This window comes from Myxococcus xanthus, from assembly GCF_006402735.1.
GTDB lineage: Bacteria > Myxococcota > Myxococcia > Myxococcales > Myxococcaceae > Myxococcus > Myxococcus xanthus_A.
The window spans coordinates 3,214,713-3,228,543 of the sequence record NZ_CP017174.1 but is presented as its reverse complement, the minus strand read 5'-3'; the positions used below and the strand labels follow the sequence as shown (position 1 = coordinate 3,228,543).

Genomic DNA, 13,831 nt, shown 5'->3' with positions numbered 1-13,831 from the left:
GCGATGGGAATCCTCATGCTGGGATTGTCTCGAGAAGACGCGGATCTCCCGGGCCCGTTCCCCTACACCGGCGCGCCGCTGTCGGCGGAGGAGCGGGCGAGATTGACCTCCGATGGATGGACGGTGACGGGACCCGACGCACCGCCCAGGCTCGTCGCGTTGACGCGGCCTCCCTCCGCGGGTGAGACGCGGTGGCTGGTGTACTTCGGCGGCAACACCCCGGGATACCTCGCGGAGGCGAAGTCCGTCCTGCTGTCGCTGGACGAAGGCCGTGGGCTCGGGCTGGCGGCCATCGCGCCCCCTGGCTTCGACGGCTCGCCAGGCAAGCCGTCCCCCGAAGCACTCCGTGACAGCGCCGCGAGCGCCATGCGCTGGCTGACGGAGACGCATCCTGCCGCGGCGCAGGACATCCACCTCGTGGGCTTCTCCATGGGAACCATGTCGGCGCTCGCGGCGGCCCACGCGCTTCGTGCGCAGGACACGCCCGCCCGGAGACTGGTGCTGTTCGCGCCGTTCCAGGCGATGAAGGTGGGGCGCACGGGGCTCATCGGCAGCCTCGTCGGGCGGCACCGGTATGACAACCAGCCGCTGCTGCTACCCAAGCGACTCCCGCCCGCGCTCGTGCTGCATGGAGGCGCCGACAGCGCGCTGCCTCCCGCCCAGGGCGAGCGCGTCAGCCGTGGGCTTCGCGTCCCCCTCAAGACGTACCCCGGTATCGGGCACGCCGAGCTTTTGAAGCATCCCCCCGCGCTCGCCGACGCCCGGCAGGGCCTGGGCTTGTGAGCGGGGAACACCCGAATCGCAGCAACGCAGGAGGCACTGAATGAGCGCGGCTCCGGAGTCGCCCAGCTGTTTCATCATTGGCGAGGGCACCCTCGTCGTTCCCTGTGCACAAGCCCTCACCGAGCGCGGCGTCCGGATTCTCGGGCTCGTCACGCGCGAGCCCGCGCTCCAGAAGTGGGCGGAGGAGCAGGGCGTGCCGCACGTGCCGCCCGGCGAGCAGGTGCTGCCCTTCCTGTCCCAGGCGCCCTTCGACTGGCTCTTCAGCATCGTCAACCTGAGCATGGTGAAGGACGAAATCTTGCGCCTGCCCCGGCGCATGGCCATCAACTTCCATGACGGCCCGCTGCCCCGCTACGCCGGACTCAATGTCACGTCGTGGGCGCTGCTGAACCGGGAGCCTCAGCACGGCGTCACGTGGCACGAGATGACGAAGGGCGCGGACGAGGGCCGCATCCTCAAGCAGCGCCTCTTCGACATCGCCCCCGGTGAGACGGCCTTCAGCCTCAATGCCCGCTGCTACACGCTGGGCATGGAGACCTTCGCGGAGCTCGCGGAAGAGCTGGTCGCGGGCACGTCCGAGACGAAGGAACAGGACTTCGCGCAGCGCAGCTACTTCGGCCTCGCGCAGCGTCCGGAGGCCGCGGGCGTCCTCGACCTCCACGGGGACGTGGACGTGGCGCACGCGCTGGTGTCGGCGCTCGACTACGGCGGCTACCCCAACCCGCTGTCCTTCGCGAAGGTGTGGCTGGGCAACGGGCCCATCGCCATCTCCGAGGCCCGACGCTCCGAGCCGGCATCCGAGTCCGCCCCGGGCACCGTGCTCGACATCGAGGGTGACGCGTTGACGGTGGCGCTCCAGGGCGGAGACCTCACGCTGAAGGGCCCCAAGGGTCTGTGCGGCGCGCCGCTGTCGTGGGCCGACGTGCTCGGCGCGCGAATGCTGGCCCGGGGTGACGTCCTGCCCGCCGCCGCTCCGGAGCTGCGCGCCCGGCTGACCGAGGTGGGCACGCAGGCAGGCAAGGCGGAGTCGTTCTTCCTCCGTCGCATGGAGACGCTCGCGCCACCGGACCTGTCCTTCCTGGGCGGCAGCTCCAAGGACGTGGGGACGCACACGCTGAAGTTCGAGGCCAGCGACCTTGCCCCAGGCTGGGTCACGGACCTGCCGCCCGAGGAGCGGCTGCTCTTCACCGCCGTGGCGTTCCTGGCGCGCCTGTCCCCCGAGCCCCGCTTCGACGTCGGCTACGCGGATGCGTCCACGCGCGCCCGCATCGAAGGTGTGGAGGGCTTCTTCGCCTCGCAGCTCCCGCTGCGCATCGAGCTGCCGATGAAGGATGCGCCGGAGCAGGCCGCGGGTGCCTTCCGCAAGGCGCTGACGCAGCTGCGCGACAAGGGCGTGCTCGCGCGCGACGTCCTGGGCCGCTCCGCCCAGCTCTCCAACCTCCAGCGCCACGGCGGCGAGGTGGCGTATCCCGTCGCGCTGCGCATCGGCGCGGCGAACCCCGCCGTGGGCGGCGCGGCGCTCGTCGTTGACGTGGACGCCCAGGGCAGCCATGCCCACCTGCACTTCGATGCCACGCGCGTGGACAAGGCCCGCGTGGACGACGTGGCGCGGCAGCTCAACGCGTTCCTCGCCTCGCTCCGGGACGCGCCGGGCAAGGCGGTGGGCGAGCATGACCTGCTGGGCGCGGAGGAGCGCCAGCTTCTGGCCCGGTGGAACGACACGCGGCGGGACTTCCCCCGCGACGCCACCCTGGCCTCGCTCTTCCAGGCCCAGGCGCGGCGCACGCCGGACGACACCGCGCTCATCTGCCGGGGCACCTCGCTGACCTACCGCGAGCTGGACGCGCGCGCCGAGGTGCTCGCACGGCACCTGCGCGGCGCGGGCGTGGGCCGCGACGTGCGCGTGGGCATCTTCATGGAGCGCTCGCTGGAGATGATGGTGGGCGTGCTGGCCACGCACAAGGCAGGCGGCTGCTACGTGCCGTTGGACCCGGCCTATCCCGCCGAGCGCATCGCGTTCATGGAGGAGGACGCGGGCTGCCACGTGGTGCTCACTCAGGAGCGGCTGCTGTCGCGCGTGCCGTCCACGGCGAAGGCCGTGCTCGCGGTGGACCAGCAGTGGGAGCGCATCGCCGCCGCGCCGGAGGCCCAGACGCCGCCGGCCACGCCGGACAGCCTGGCCTACGTCATCTACACCTCGGGCAGCACGGGCAAGCCCAAGGGGGTGATGATTGAACACCGCAACGTCGTGAACTTCGGCGTTGGCATGGACGAGCGCCTGGGCACGGAGCGCGGCACCTGGCTGGGGGTGACGAGCCTCAACTTCGACATCTCCGTGCTGGAGCTGCTCTGGACGCTCACGCGCGGCTTCACGGTGGTGCTGCACGCGGAGCGGCACGACGCGGCGCAGGCCGGCAAGCACGCCTCGCGCGCCATGGAGTTCAGTCTCTTCTACTTCTCCAGTGATGAAGGCGAGCGTCCCGAGGGCCGCTATGACCTGCTCATGGAGAGCGCGCGCTTCGCGGACACGAACGGCTTCTGCGCCGTGTGGACGCCGGAGCGCCACTTCCACGCGTTCGGCGGACTCTTCCCCAATCCGGCCGTGACGTCGGCCGCGCTGGCGGCGGTGACGCGCAACGTGCAGCTTCGCGCCGGCAGCCTCGTGTCGCCGCTGCACCCCACGCTGCGCATCGCCGAGGACTGGTCCGTGGTGGACAACATCTCCCACGGCCGCGTGGGCATTTCGTTCGCCGCGGGCTGGCAGCCCAACGACTTCGCGCTGCGTCCGGAGAGCTTCCCGGACCGCAAGCGCATCATGTTCCAGCAGATTGAAGACGTGCGCCGGCTGTGGCGCGGCGAGGCGCTGGAGACGAAGAGCGGCACGGGCCACACCGTGAAGCTGCGCACCCTGCCCCGCCCGGTGCAGAAGGAACTGCCCATCTGGGTCACCACCGCGGGCAACCCGGAGACCTTCGAGGAGGCGGCGCGCGCGGGCTGCCACGTCCTCACCCACCTGCTAGGCCAGTCGGTGGAAGAGGTGGCGCAGAAGATTGCCCTCTACCGGGAGACGTGGGCCAAGGCCGGCCACCCCGGCAAGGGCATCGTGTCGCTGATGCTGCACACCTTCGTCGGTGACTCCGAGGCTTCCGTGAAGGAGGTCGTCCGCGAGCCGATGAAGTCGTACCTCAAGTCGTCAGTGGGCCTCATCAAGGAGGCGGCCTGGAGCTTCCCGGCCTTCAAGGCGCAGACGACGCTGGCCAACGGCAACTTCGGCACCGACCACCTGTCCGCCGAGGAGATGGACGCGCTGCTCGACTTCTCCTTCGAGCGCTACTTCCAGTCCTCCGGCCTGTTCGGCAGCGTGGATGCGTGCGTCGCGCTCGTGGACCGGCTCAAGGGCCTGGACGTGGACGAGATTGCCTGCCTCGTGGACTTCGGTGTGCCCACGGAACTGGTAATGAAGCACCTGCCACTGCTGGCCGAGGTGCGCCTGCGCGCCAACGCAGGCGTGGGCCAGCCGGGTGCCGAGCCCGAACTCGACGGCTCCATCCCCGCGCTGCTGGAGCGCCACGCCGTGACGCACCTCCAGTGCACGCCGTCCCAGGCGAGCATGCTGCTGGCCGAGGAGCGCTCGCGCGAGGGCCTCAAGCGGTTGAAGAAGATGATGGTGGGCGGCGAGGCCTTCCCCGTCCCGCTGGCGCGGCAGCTCTCCGAGACGGTGTCCGGCGACGTCATCAACATGTACGGCCCCACCGAGACGACCATCTGGTCCTCCACGCACCCGGTGAAGAACGTGGGCGAAGGCGTCCCTATCGGTACGCCCATCGCGAACACGCAGCTCTACATCCTGGATGCGCAGCAGCGTCCGCTGCCCATTGGCGCGGCGGGGGAGCTGTACATCGGCGGCGAGGGCGTGGTGCGGGGCTACCACCACCGTCCGGAGCTGGACCGCGAGCGCTTCGTGCCGGACCCGTTCTCCTCCCAGCCGGGCGCGCGGATGTACCGCACCGGTGATGCCGCGCGGTGGAGGCACGACGGTCTGGTGGAGTACATCGGCCGGCTGGACCACCAGGTGAAGGTGCGCGGCTTCCGCATCGAGCTGGGCGAAATCGAATCCCGGCTGGGCGAACACCCCGCGGTGCGGGAGACGGTTGTCATCGTCCGCGAGGACATCCCGGGCGACAAGCGGCTGGTGGCCTACCTCATCGCGAAGCCGGGCGAGCCGCCCGCGGCGGACGCGCTGCGCGAGTTCCTGCGCACGAGGCTGCCCGAGTACATGGTGCCGCAAGCCTTCGTGACGCTGAGCACCTTCCCCCAGACGCCGAACAAGAAGGTGGACCGCAAGGCCCTGCCACCTCCGGAGCAGGCGCAGGCGCGCGGGGAGCTGGTCCGGCCGGAAGGCGAGACGGAGGCGCTGATTGCCGGCATCTGGCAGGACGTGCTCAAGCTGGACAAGGTCGGCGTGGAGGACAAGTTCGTCGACCTGGGCGGCCACTCGCTGCTGATGGTGCAGGTGCTGGAGAAGCTCAAGGCCCAGGTGGAGAAGCCCCTCACGCTGGTGGACCTGTTCCGCTACCCCACCATCCGCGCCCTCTCCGGGTTCCTGTCGGGTGACAGCGGCGAGGAAGAAGCGCTCAAGGAAGTCGCGGCGCGCGGTGAGGCCCGGGCCGCGGCTCGCCGGTCGATGCAGCAGCGCCGCCGCCGGTAGACGTTCATTGCCGCAAGACTCGCACTCCAGGAACGGCCTGTAATTAAAGACAGGCCGCTTCCACGATTCCTGGAGTGCCTCATGCGTTTCAAAGCCTTGCTGGGTATCGCCTCGTCCCCTGGAAGCTGGAGCCTGCGAAGGACTGAGCCGCACGACTCGACCGGAGCGGTGCGAGGCGTCTCGCGCCGCTCCGGCGGGTCCGCCGCTACGCCTTGCCTCGGCGGGCCATGTGCTGCCCGGTCAGTGAACGCTTGTGCGCCGCGAGCTGGGCCGGAAGCCCCTCGAAGACGACCTGGCCGCCCTCATGCCCGGCCCCCGGCCCCAGGTCGATGACCCAGTCCGCGCGGGACACCACGTCGAGGTTGTGCTCGATGACGATGACAGTCGACCCGGCGTCCACCAACCGGTCGAACAGGCCAATCAACGTGTCCACGTCGTTCATGTGCAGGCCCGTGGTGGGCTCATCCAGCACGTAGATGTTCCCGGAACGGCCCAGCTCGGCGGCGAGCTTCAACCGCTGGCGCTCACCGCCCGACAGTGTCGACAGCGGCTGCCCCAGCGTGAGGTAGCCGAGCCCGACGTCATCCAGCCCCTGGAGGATCTTGGCGATCGCCGGTTCGGTGAAGAAGGCCACCGCGTCACTGACGGCCATCTCGTAGACGTCGCTGATGGACTTGCCGCGCAGCCGGTGCGCCAGCACCTCCTCGGTGAACCGCTTGCCCTCGCACGTCTCGCAGAGGGTCACCATCGGGTCCAGGTGCGCCAGGTCCGTGTAGATGACGCCCAGGCCACTGCAGTCCGGGCAGGCCCCCTTCGAGTTGGCGGAGAACAGCGCGGCATCCACCTTGCTCGCCTTGGCGAACGCCTTGCGGACGTTGTCGAGGATGCCGGTGTACGTGGCGGTGTTGGAGCGGCGCGAGCCCCGAGCCAGGTTCTGGTCGATGATGATGGTCTCCGGGTACGCCTTGGGCAGGCAGCCCTGAATCAGCGACGACTTCCCCGAGCCCGCCACGCCCGTCACCACCGTGAGCACACCCCGCGGAATCGAAACGGACAGGTCCTGGAGGTTGTTGAGCCGGGCGCCCTTGATTTGAAGCTGCCCCGTGGGCTTTCGAGGCGTGGTCTTCAGCGGCTGGTGCTTCTTCATGTGGTTGCCCGTGAGGGTGCCTGAGGTCAGCAGCCCCTCGTAGGTGCCCTCGAAGACGACCTGTCCACCCTTGTTGCCGGCCTTGGGCCCCATGTCGACCACATGGTCCGCAATGGCAATCATGTCCGGCTTGTGCTCCACGATGAGCACGGTGTTGCCCTTGTCGCGCAGCTGCTGCATCAGGCCCGCGAGCCGGCCTACGTCGTGCGGGTGAAGCCCCACGCTGGGCTCATCGAAGATGTACGTCACATCGGTGAGACTGGAGCCCAGGTGCCGCACCATCTTCACCCGCTGGCTCTCTCCACCCGACAGCGTCGAACTCTCGCGGTCGAGGCTGAGGTACCCCAGGCCAATGGTCACCAGGTTGTCGAGCCGGTGGGCCAGTGCCTCCAACATGGGCCCCACGGAGGGAGCGGCAATCTTCCGGACGAACGCGGCGAGGTCCGACACCTGCATCGCGGAACACTCCGCGATGTTCTTGCCCTGGATGCGGCTGCCGAGCGCGGCCTGGTTGAGCCGCCCACCCTTGCAGGAAGGACAGATGGCGCGGGTGAAGATGCGCTCGTATTCGGCGCGGACGTGCGGCTGGACCGTCTCAGGATCTTTCGAGCCCAGCGTCCGGCGCAGCTTGGGGACAAGGCCCTCGTAGGTGAGGTTCATCTTGTCGATCTTGATCTTCCGGCCGTCGTCCAGGTGGAGGAGCTTCTCCAGCTCCTCCTTCGTGTACTTGGACAGCTTCTTGTCGACGTCGAAGTAGCCTGAGCGCGCGTAGATGGCCCAATACCAACTGTCGACCGCGTAGTCCCTGGGAAGGATGGCGCCCTCGTTGAGGGACTTGGACTTGTCGATGACGGCGTCCATGTCCATGGACGCGACCTGGCCAATGCCCTCGCACTCGGAACAGAGCCCCCGAGGGTCGTTGTAGGAATAGAGGCCCGGGCTGCCCAGGTGCGGCTCGGCGAGGCGTGAGAACACCACGCGGAGCATCTGCGCGGCGTCCGTGACGGTGGCGACCGTGGAGCGTGAGTTCCCGCCCAGCCGCTGCTGGTCCACGATGATGGCGGCGGAGATGTTCTCCAGGCTCTCCGCGTCCGGCTGGCCGTAGTGCGGCATGAACTGCTGCACGAAGGCCGGATAGGTCTCGTTGATGAGCCGCTGGCTCTCGGCCGCGATGGTGCCGAAAACCAGGGACGACTTGCCCGAACCCGAGACGCCCGTGAAGACGGTGATCTTCCGCTTGGGGATGTCGAGCGAGACATTCTTCAGGTTGTTCTCGCGTGCCCCGCGAATCTTGATGGAGCCGTACATGGTTGGCTTCTCCTTAGAGTGACGCCCTGCCCGCGGACGCGGCACGCCCACGAACAGGCTTCCCGCAAATCGCTCGACATCTTTTCAGTCACGCCGTAACTTCGTACGGCGCACGAGGTTTAGCACAACAACCCCGTACACTGTAAATAGTTATCATGAGGTACGGATGAGCGACGAGATTTCCGGCCGGGGCGACCCGTTGAAATCAATGCAGTTGCTATGGGGACGGACCGAGGCGCCGAAGCGCGGCCCGAAGGCGAAGGCCAGCGTCGCGGAGCTGGTGTCAGCCGCCGTCACCATCGCGGATGCCGAGGGGCTCGAAGCGGTCAGCACGCGCCGCGTCGCGGAGGCGGTGGGCATCTCCCCCATGTCGTTCTACACGCACATCCCCGGCAAGGCCGAGCTGTTGGACTTGATGATGGATGTCGTGTCCGGCGAAATCCTGAAGGACCGGCCCGTCTTCAAGCCCGCCGACTGGCGCGCCAACCTGACGCGGGTGGCGACAGACTATCGCGACTCCTACCTGGCCCACCCGTGGGTGATTCCACTCGCGACGCACCGCACCGTGCTGGGCCCGAACACCTTCCGTTCCGCCGACATCGCGCTGAGTGCCATTGAAGGCCTGGGGCTCACGGACCTTGAGATGGACCGGATCATCACCCTGGTCCTCGATTACGTCCACGGCGCGGTCCGCAACGCGGCCCGGGAGAAGCTGGTCAAGGACCTGACCGGCATGACGGACGAGGAGTGGTGGTACCGCGTCGCCCCCTTCCTCGAAACCGTCGACTTCACGCCCTACCCCGTCCTGTCCCGCGTCGGGAAGACCGCGGGAGAGACCTACGGGGCGCACGACCCCAGGGGGGCGTTTGCCTTCGGTCTCGAGCGCGTGCTCGATGGACTGGCGGTGTTCATCGACGGCAAGGCAACGGGAAAGAAGCGGCGCTGAGTCCCCAGGCAGTGAGCGTCAAGGTTGTTGTGGCTGGATGGCCTACGACGGGAGGGACCATCTCCCTTCTCCGCCCTGCGCTCTTCAGACGCGAGGCGGAGTGACTGTGAGGCAGACGGGCGATTCGTCACTCAATCGTGGAGTTCGTCACGACAATAGGCGTGTCATCGTGATTCGAAATCTGTGGATGCGTCGGGTACCACGATCCGCCGACGTTGTTCCGAATCACAGAGCGGTCGATGCGGATGTCCCCTGAGTGGTCGTTGCTCACGAAGAAGATGGCGCTGCCGTGTGCATTGACCTCGTTGTGCTCAATCCGCGTACCACAGAGTGACAGCGTCATCGTGTTGCCATCGTTGTAGATGGCCCCGCCACTGCCCCCACCCGGCGTCCCCGGACGCGCGGGATTCGCGCCATTGCCGACGGCCCGGTTGTGGGAGAACAGGCTGTTGATGAGGGTCCACGACACGCCGATGCTGCTGATGCCACCGCCGTTGGAGCAGGCACCGCCGTAACCAGCCTTTCCACCGAAGGTCGTGTTCACCACGTACACGGGCTGGTTCCGGTGCTGGCTGAACACACGGAGCGCGGCGCCTCCCACGTCCGGCCCCACGTCCGCGCAAACGTTGTTGAAGAACCGGGAGTTGATGACCTTCACGCGCCCGCCGCGAACCCAGACCGCGCCTCCGCCGTCGAACTCGGTCTCTGTCTTGGAGCTGGCGTCCACGAACGTCAGGTTCTGCAGTGTCAACCGGGGGTGGTCCTGGTCCTGGCAGTGCGCGGTCGTCCACACCTGGTCCCGGTCGCAGGTGTTCATGTACAGGATGCGGTGCCGCCCTGCCCCGCTCAGCGTCACCAGCCCCTTGCCGTCGATGACGATCTCCGGCCCCGTGTCGTTGAAGATCTTCGCCGTCCGTTTCAGGGTGATGGTGACGGGCTCGGGACCACAGTCGAAGGTGATGACCCCGCCTTTCGCCACGGCCTGGATGAACGCGTCACTGGTACAGCTCTCCGAGCTTCCCGTGCCGACGACTGTGGTGGGCCGGGAGACGTCCGCGAGGCCGGCCTCGGCCGGGATGGCGCACGTGGCCTCCGGGTTCTGATTCCCGGCGGGAGGCCCGTCCTTGGGATTCGTCAGGGGGTTGGGCGTATCCACGCCCCCGTCGTCCTCCGAGCACCCCATCCCACCGGCGAAGGAAAGTCCGAGAAGCACGAGCGCGGGCAGCCGACGAAATCTCTCAAGGTGCATGAAGCCTCCAGTCCGCACCCAGTGTAGCTCCGCTCTGCGCAATGGCCCCTCGGGAAACCTCAACAGGTCACCGAATACCCTCTCACATACGCGATACACACAATTGTCAGCCATTCATTCAATCATCAGGCTGCGCGCGCCACTCCCAGAAGGGATGTCACCATGCGCCGTCTGCGCCCTGGAGCTGCTGCTGTCGCCGCCGTGATGTCGCTGTCCCCCATGGCCCAGGCCAATGTCTCCAACGATAGGCCTGGTACCTCCAGCAGCGCCCCATTCCGGCCGCCTGCCCCGGCGCGCTCGAAATGGGGCATCTGTCTGGAGACTACCGAGCCGTCACGGCTGCCCGCCGAGCCACGGGCCCCACTGGACGATCCGACTGCCGCCCGCGGACTCACGCTGCCCACCCGGGCCCACGCGCTCGGAGCCGCTGGAGAGCGACTGGAAGCGCGCTTCATACGGCAGGCCCGCGAGCCCCGGCGCCCAGGTCTCCGCCGCGTAGGTGTCCATGAAGACGTGCCGCGTGCCCTCCAGGTCCTCCGTGCGCTGCTCCGTGATGGAGGGCACGTTCCGGTCTCCCACGGTGAAGGTGCCACGGGCGCCGTCCTTGGAGGGAGGCCACTCGCCCGAAACCAGCGCCTCCCAAGGAAGGCCCATCACCACCTCCTCCAGGGCCTCAGGCTCCGCCTGGGAGAAGTCGGCGCACGGCTCGCTCCCAGTGCCCAAGGGGCCCTCCGCGCGCAGGATGTAGCCGCGCTCCGCGGTGAAACACACGCGCAGCACCTCGTGCGTGGGCGCCATGTCCACCTTCCTGTCGTAGTACGCGCCGGGCCCCAGGGGCCGCTCCAGCGCGGGCGCGGGGGCACTGGCCTCGGTGGAGCCCTCCTGGAACTCACGCAGCGACAGCCTGACGCCGCCCGGCGTCCGAAACCCAGCTGACTCGGTGCTGGCCTCCAGCAGGCCGCGCGTCAGGTAGAGCAATGCCGAATCATTGGCATACACGCGCGTGCGCAGTGGACCATCCACGGGCCGTTGATCGCTGACATAGCGAGTGGCCTCCCAGTTGCGCCCGGAGAAGGAAGGACGCTCCGCCGTCACCTGCCCTGGACGCGGCACGTCCAGCGAGCGCGTCATGTCCGAGCGCACGGGAACCACCAGGTCCTGCGCCAGCCGCGTCTGCGTCAACGGATTGCCCGCCGCGTCCGTGAAGGCGACCCGCACGTAGACCCAGGGCTGCTGGACGGACACGACGTCCAGCGTCAACTGGCCATCGAGCGTGCGCGCGGCGTCAGCCTCACCGGGTGTGGGGCCCTGGGTCGCGGAGAAGGCATAGGTGACGCGATCGCCCACGCGGGCACGCTTCCAGGCCTCCGCGGCCTGCTGAGAAGTGGAGGTCTGGCTCTGAGCGTCAATGGGCGAGGGATTGCTTGACATCGTGCTCCCACAGCCAGGAAGGAACGACAGGGCCGCGCCCAGCAGCGCGGCGACAGGACAGGTGACGTGGCGCATTTGCATATTCGACTGGATACACCGACAGTGTATTCACGCGCACCTCTCGTCAGACGAGTGTGTCCATTCCCACCCCATTACAGGGCCGTAGTTTGTTTTCACTTGTGTCAGATCATGCCTGGGGTGTCTTTGCCCCATGGGGCAAGTGACCGATAACCAGACATCACTGTGTGGTTTCGAAACGCCCGGCCGTTTCCAGAGAATCTGAAGTGGGCACGCGGGTTTGCGGCGGCTGGCGTCAACTCTGTTTACGTGCCCGTGACGCGGGCCTGGAGTACAGGTACTCCACGCTAGTCAACGATTTCGCGTTTCTCATTCTGCGGGACTCATTGGCCTACCATTTGCTCAAGGGCCGGGACGCGTCTCGCCGCGGCTGGTGGATACCAGGCGGACGGCGCGTCCCCCCGCAGTCAAAACGGACGAGGAATCTCCGATGCCCATGTTCCAGAAGATGTTCAAGGGAGCTGCAGTCCTCGCGGTGACCGGCAGCATGATGCTGACGGGCTGCGGCACCGACATGCAGGCCGATTCGCAGCACGAGCACGATGAGATCATCTCCAACCTGGTCGAGGCCGGCTTCCCGGCGGACGACATCCTGGTCTCCGACGGCCAGGTGTACGTGGGCCGCGACGCGCACGTGACGCTCGAGGCGTCCCGCGAGATGCTCCAGACGGACCTGAAGACGCAGGAGCAGTTCCGCACGACGAACCTCGTCGCCGCCTCCATCACCCGCATCTGCATCGTCCCGAACTCCGCGTACGCCGGCAACACCACGCTGATGTCCGCCCTTGACCGGGCGATCGCCAACTACAACGCGCTGGGCCTGTCGTTCACCATGCAGCGCGGCGGCACCGGCTGCAGCGCGACCATCTCCGCGCGCACCACGTCCGGCGCTGGCGGCTCGGCGGGCTTCCCCTCCGGCGGCCGTCCCTACGGCATCATCAACATCGGCACCGGCACCGCCACCTACGGCGTGGCCGTGGTCGAGCACGTCGTGACCCACGAGCTGGGCCACGCCGTGGGCCTGCGCCACTCTGACTACTACAACCGCAGCATCAGCTGCGGCGGCGCGGCCCAGAACGAGGGCGCCGCGGGCGTGGGCGCCATCCACATCCCCGGCACGCCGTCCACGGCCACTCGCGGCGGCTCGCTCATGAACTCCTGCTTCAGCTCGTCCGAGACGGGTAACTTCATGAGCTCCGACGTCACGGCGCTCCAGTACCTGTACTGAGTCATGGCGCGACACCCCTCAGACTTCCGCGTGACGCTGTGGGGTTCGCTCCTCGCTGGGACCGTCTTCCTGGGCTTCACCGCCTGCGGAGGACGGTCCGAGCCGACCGAGCCTGCGGTCTGTGAGCCACCCGCCAGACCGGAGGTGCGTGCCTTCACGCAGTGCGGTCCGAAGCTCGACTTCACCCCCATCAACAGCTACGTGGGCGAGTTCTCGGACGTCATCCAGGACAGGGAAGACGCCGTCGTGTTCATTGACGGGCGCTGCACCGGCACGCTGATTCAAGCAAGCGCGGGCCCCGTGGTGCTCACCGCGGGCCACTGTGTCAACGCCGGGGACATCCCGCTGATTGTCTTCAACTTCGAGGACAACGCGGACGGCGACCCTTTGATTACGGAGGGCACCGTCATCGAGCAGTCGATAGAGCCGGACTATGCGCTCATCCAGCTCGACGTCATCCCGGATGTCACCCCCATCCCGCTGACGGCCCAGGCCACCGAGCAACTGGTCATCATCCAGCACCCCCGCGGACGGCCCAAGGTCATTGCCGAGGGCCGGTACCTGGACTCGTGCAACCAGCTCATCTTCTACAGAGACCTAGACACGCTGGTCGGCAGCTCGGGCGCTGGCGTACTCAACCGGCAAGGGCACCTGCTGGGCGTCCACACCGACGGAGACTGTGAAGTCAACGGCCGGGGCTCCAACCGGGGTGTGACCGCGGAAGCCATCGTCGAAGCCTCCGCGTATCTGCAAAACGACGACATCACCGAGCCATCCACGGCGACGCGCACGGAACGGGCGGACGCTCCACACGCGCGACTTGGGCCCTGAGTTCCGGGCCCACGACTGCGCCGGAACGGTGAGGGTCATCTTCACCGGACGGTGCGATTTGTCACCGGTCAGCGGCAGGCCTTGGAGCCCCCGGGTGCGCCGATGTCGTCCGGGCCGCTGTC

The 13,831-nt window shown here is 67.8% G+C and carries 8 protein-coding genes; 5 read left to right on the top strand and 3 right to left on the bottom strand.

The features are described 5' to 3' along the window. Positions 1-3 precede the first annotated feature (3 nt). Complete coding sequence (locus BHS09_RS13715) at positions 4-783, top strand: alpha/beta hydrolase family protein (RefSeq protein WP_237080346.1); 780 nt, start codon at positions 4-6, stop codon at positions 781-783. A 40-nt stretch (positions 784-823) separates the two neighbouring features. Beyond that, positions 824-5,491: a MupA/Atu3671 family FMN-dependent luciferase-like monooxygenase gene (locus BHS09_RS13710; RefSeq protein WP_140798081.1), complete on the top strand. Its 4,668-nt coding sequence runs from the start codon at positions 824-826 to the stop codon at positions 5,489-5,491. A gap of 205 nt (positions 5,492-5,696) precedes the next feature. Here BHS09_RS13710 and BHS09_RS13705 read toward each other — a convergent pair whose 3' ends face one another. Then, the gene (locus tag BHS09_RS13705) at positions 5,697-7,946 is read right to left on the bottom strand and encodes an ATP-binding cassette domain-containing protein (protein WP_140798080.1); all 2,250 of its coding nucleotides are present in this window, start codon (positions 7,944-7,946) and stop codon (positions 5,697-5,699) included. Positions 7,947-8,112: 166 nt separating this feature from the next. Between BHS09_RS13705 and BHS09_RS13700 the strand changes: the two genes are divergently transcribed. Then, a complete protein-coding gene (locus BHS09_RS13700) occupies positions 8,113-8,892 on the top strand; it encodes a TetR/AcrR family transcriptional regulator (RefSeq protein ID WP_140798079.1) in 780 nt (259 codons plus the stop codon). 127 nt (positions 8,893-9,019) lie between these two features. On the opposite strand, the gene BHS09_RS13695 is transcribed toward BHS09_RS13700, so the two are convergent. Together BHS09_RS13695 and BHS09_RS13690 are read right to left on the bottom strand one after the other, a co-directional pair. After that, complete coding sequence (locus BHS09_RS13695) at positions 9,020-10,141, bottom strand: hypothetical protein (RefSeq protein ID WP_174260538.1); 1,122 nt, start codon at positions 10,139-10,141, stop codon at positions 9,020-9,022. Positions 10,142-10,474: 333 nt separating this feature from the next. After that, a complete protein-coding gene (locus tag BHS09_RS13690) occupies positions 10,475-11,647 on the bottom strand; it encodes a DUF6068 family protein (RefSeq protein ID WP_237080345.1) in 1,173 nt (390 codons plus the stop codon). Between the two features lie 433 nt (positions 11,648-12,080). Between BHS09_RS13690 and prtB the strand changes: the two genes are divergently transcribed. Beyond that, positions 12,081-12,878, top strand: coding sequence for a M57 family metalloprotease PrtB (prtB, locus tag BHS09_RS13685; RefSeq protein WP_140790312.1), 798 nt, complete (start codon positions 12,081-12,083; stop codon positions 12,876-12,878). A gap of 3 nt (positions 12,879-12,881) precedes the next feature. Beyond that, a complete protein-coding gene (locus BHS09_RS13680) occupies positions 12,882-13,709 on the top strand; it encodes a trypsin-like serine peptidase (protein WP_140798076.1) in 828 nt (275 codons plus the stop codon). Positions 13,710-13,831: the final 122 nt, after the last annotated feature.

Coding starts and splice junctions, on each gene's coding strand:
- prtB (WP_140790312.1), top strand. CDS start 12,081: ATGCCCATGTTCCAGAAGATGTTCAAGGGAGCTGCAGTCCTCGCGGTG.
- BHS09_RS13690 (WP_237080345.1), bottom strand. CDS start 11,647: ATGCGCCACGTCACCTGTCCTGTCGCCGCGCTGCTGGGCGCGGCCCTG.
- BHS09_RS13695 (WP_174260538.1), bottom strand. CDS start 10,141: ATGCACCTTGAGAGATTTCGTCGGCTGCCCGCGCTCGTGCTTCTCGGA.
- BHS09_RS13700 (WP_140798079.1), top strand. CDS start 8,113: ATGAGCGACGAGATTTCCGGCCGGGGCGACCCGTTGAAATCAATGCAG.
- BHS09_RS13705 (WP_140798080.1), bottom strand. CDS start 7,946: ATGTACGGCTCCATCAAGATTCGCGGGGCACGCGAGAACAACCTGAAG.
- BHS09_RS13715 (WP_237080346.1), top strand. CDS start 4: ATGGGAATCCTCATGCTGGGATTGTCTCGAGAAGACGCGGATCTCCCG.
- BHS09_RS13680 (WP_140798076.1), top strand. CDS start 12,882: ATGGCGCGACACCCCTCAGACTTCCGCGTGACGCTGTGGGGTTCGCTC.
- BHS09_RS13710 (WP_140798081.1), top strand. CDS start 824: ATGAGCGCGGCTCCGGAGTCGCCCAGCTGTTTCATCATTGGCGAGGGC.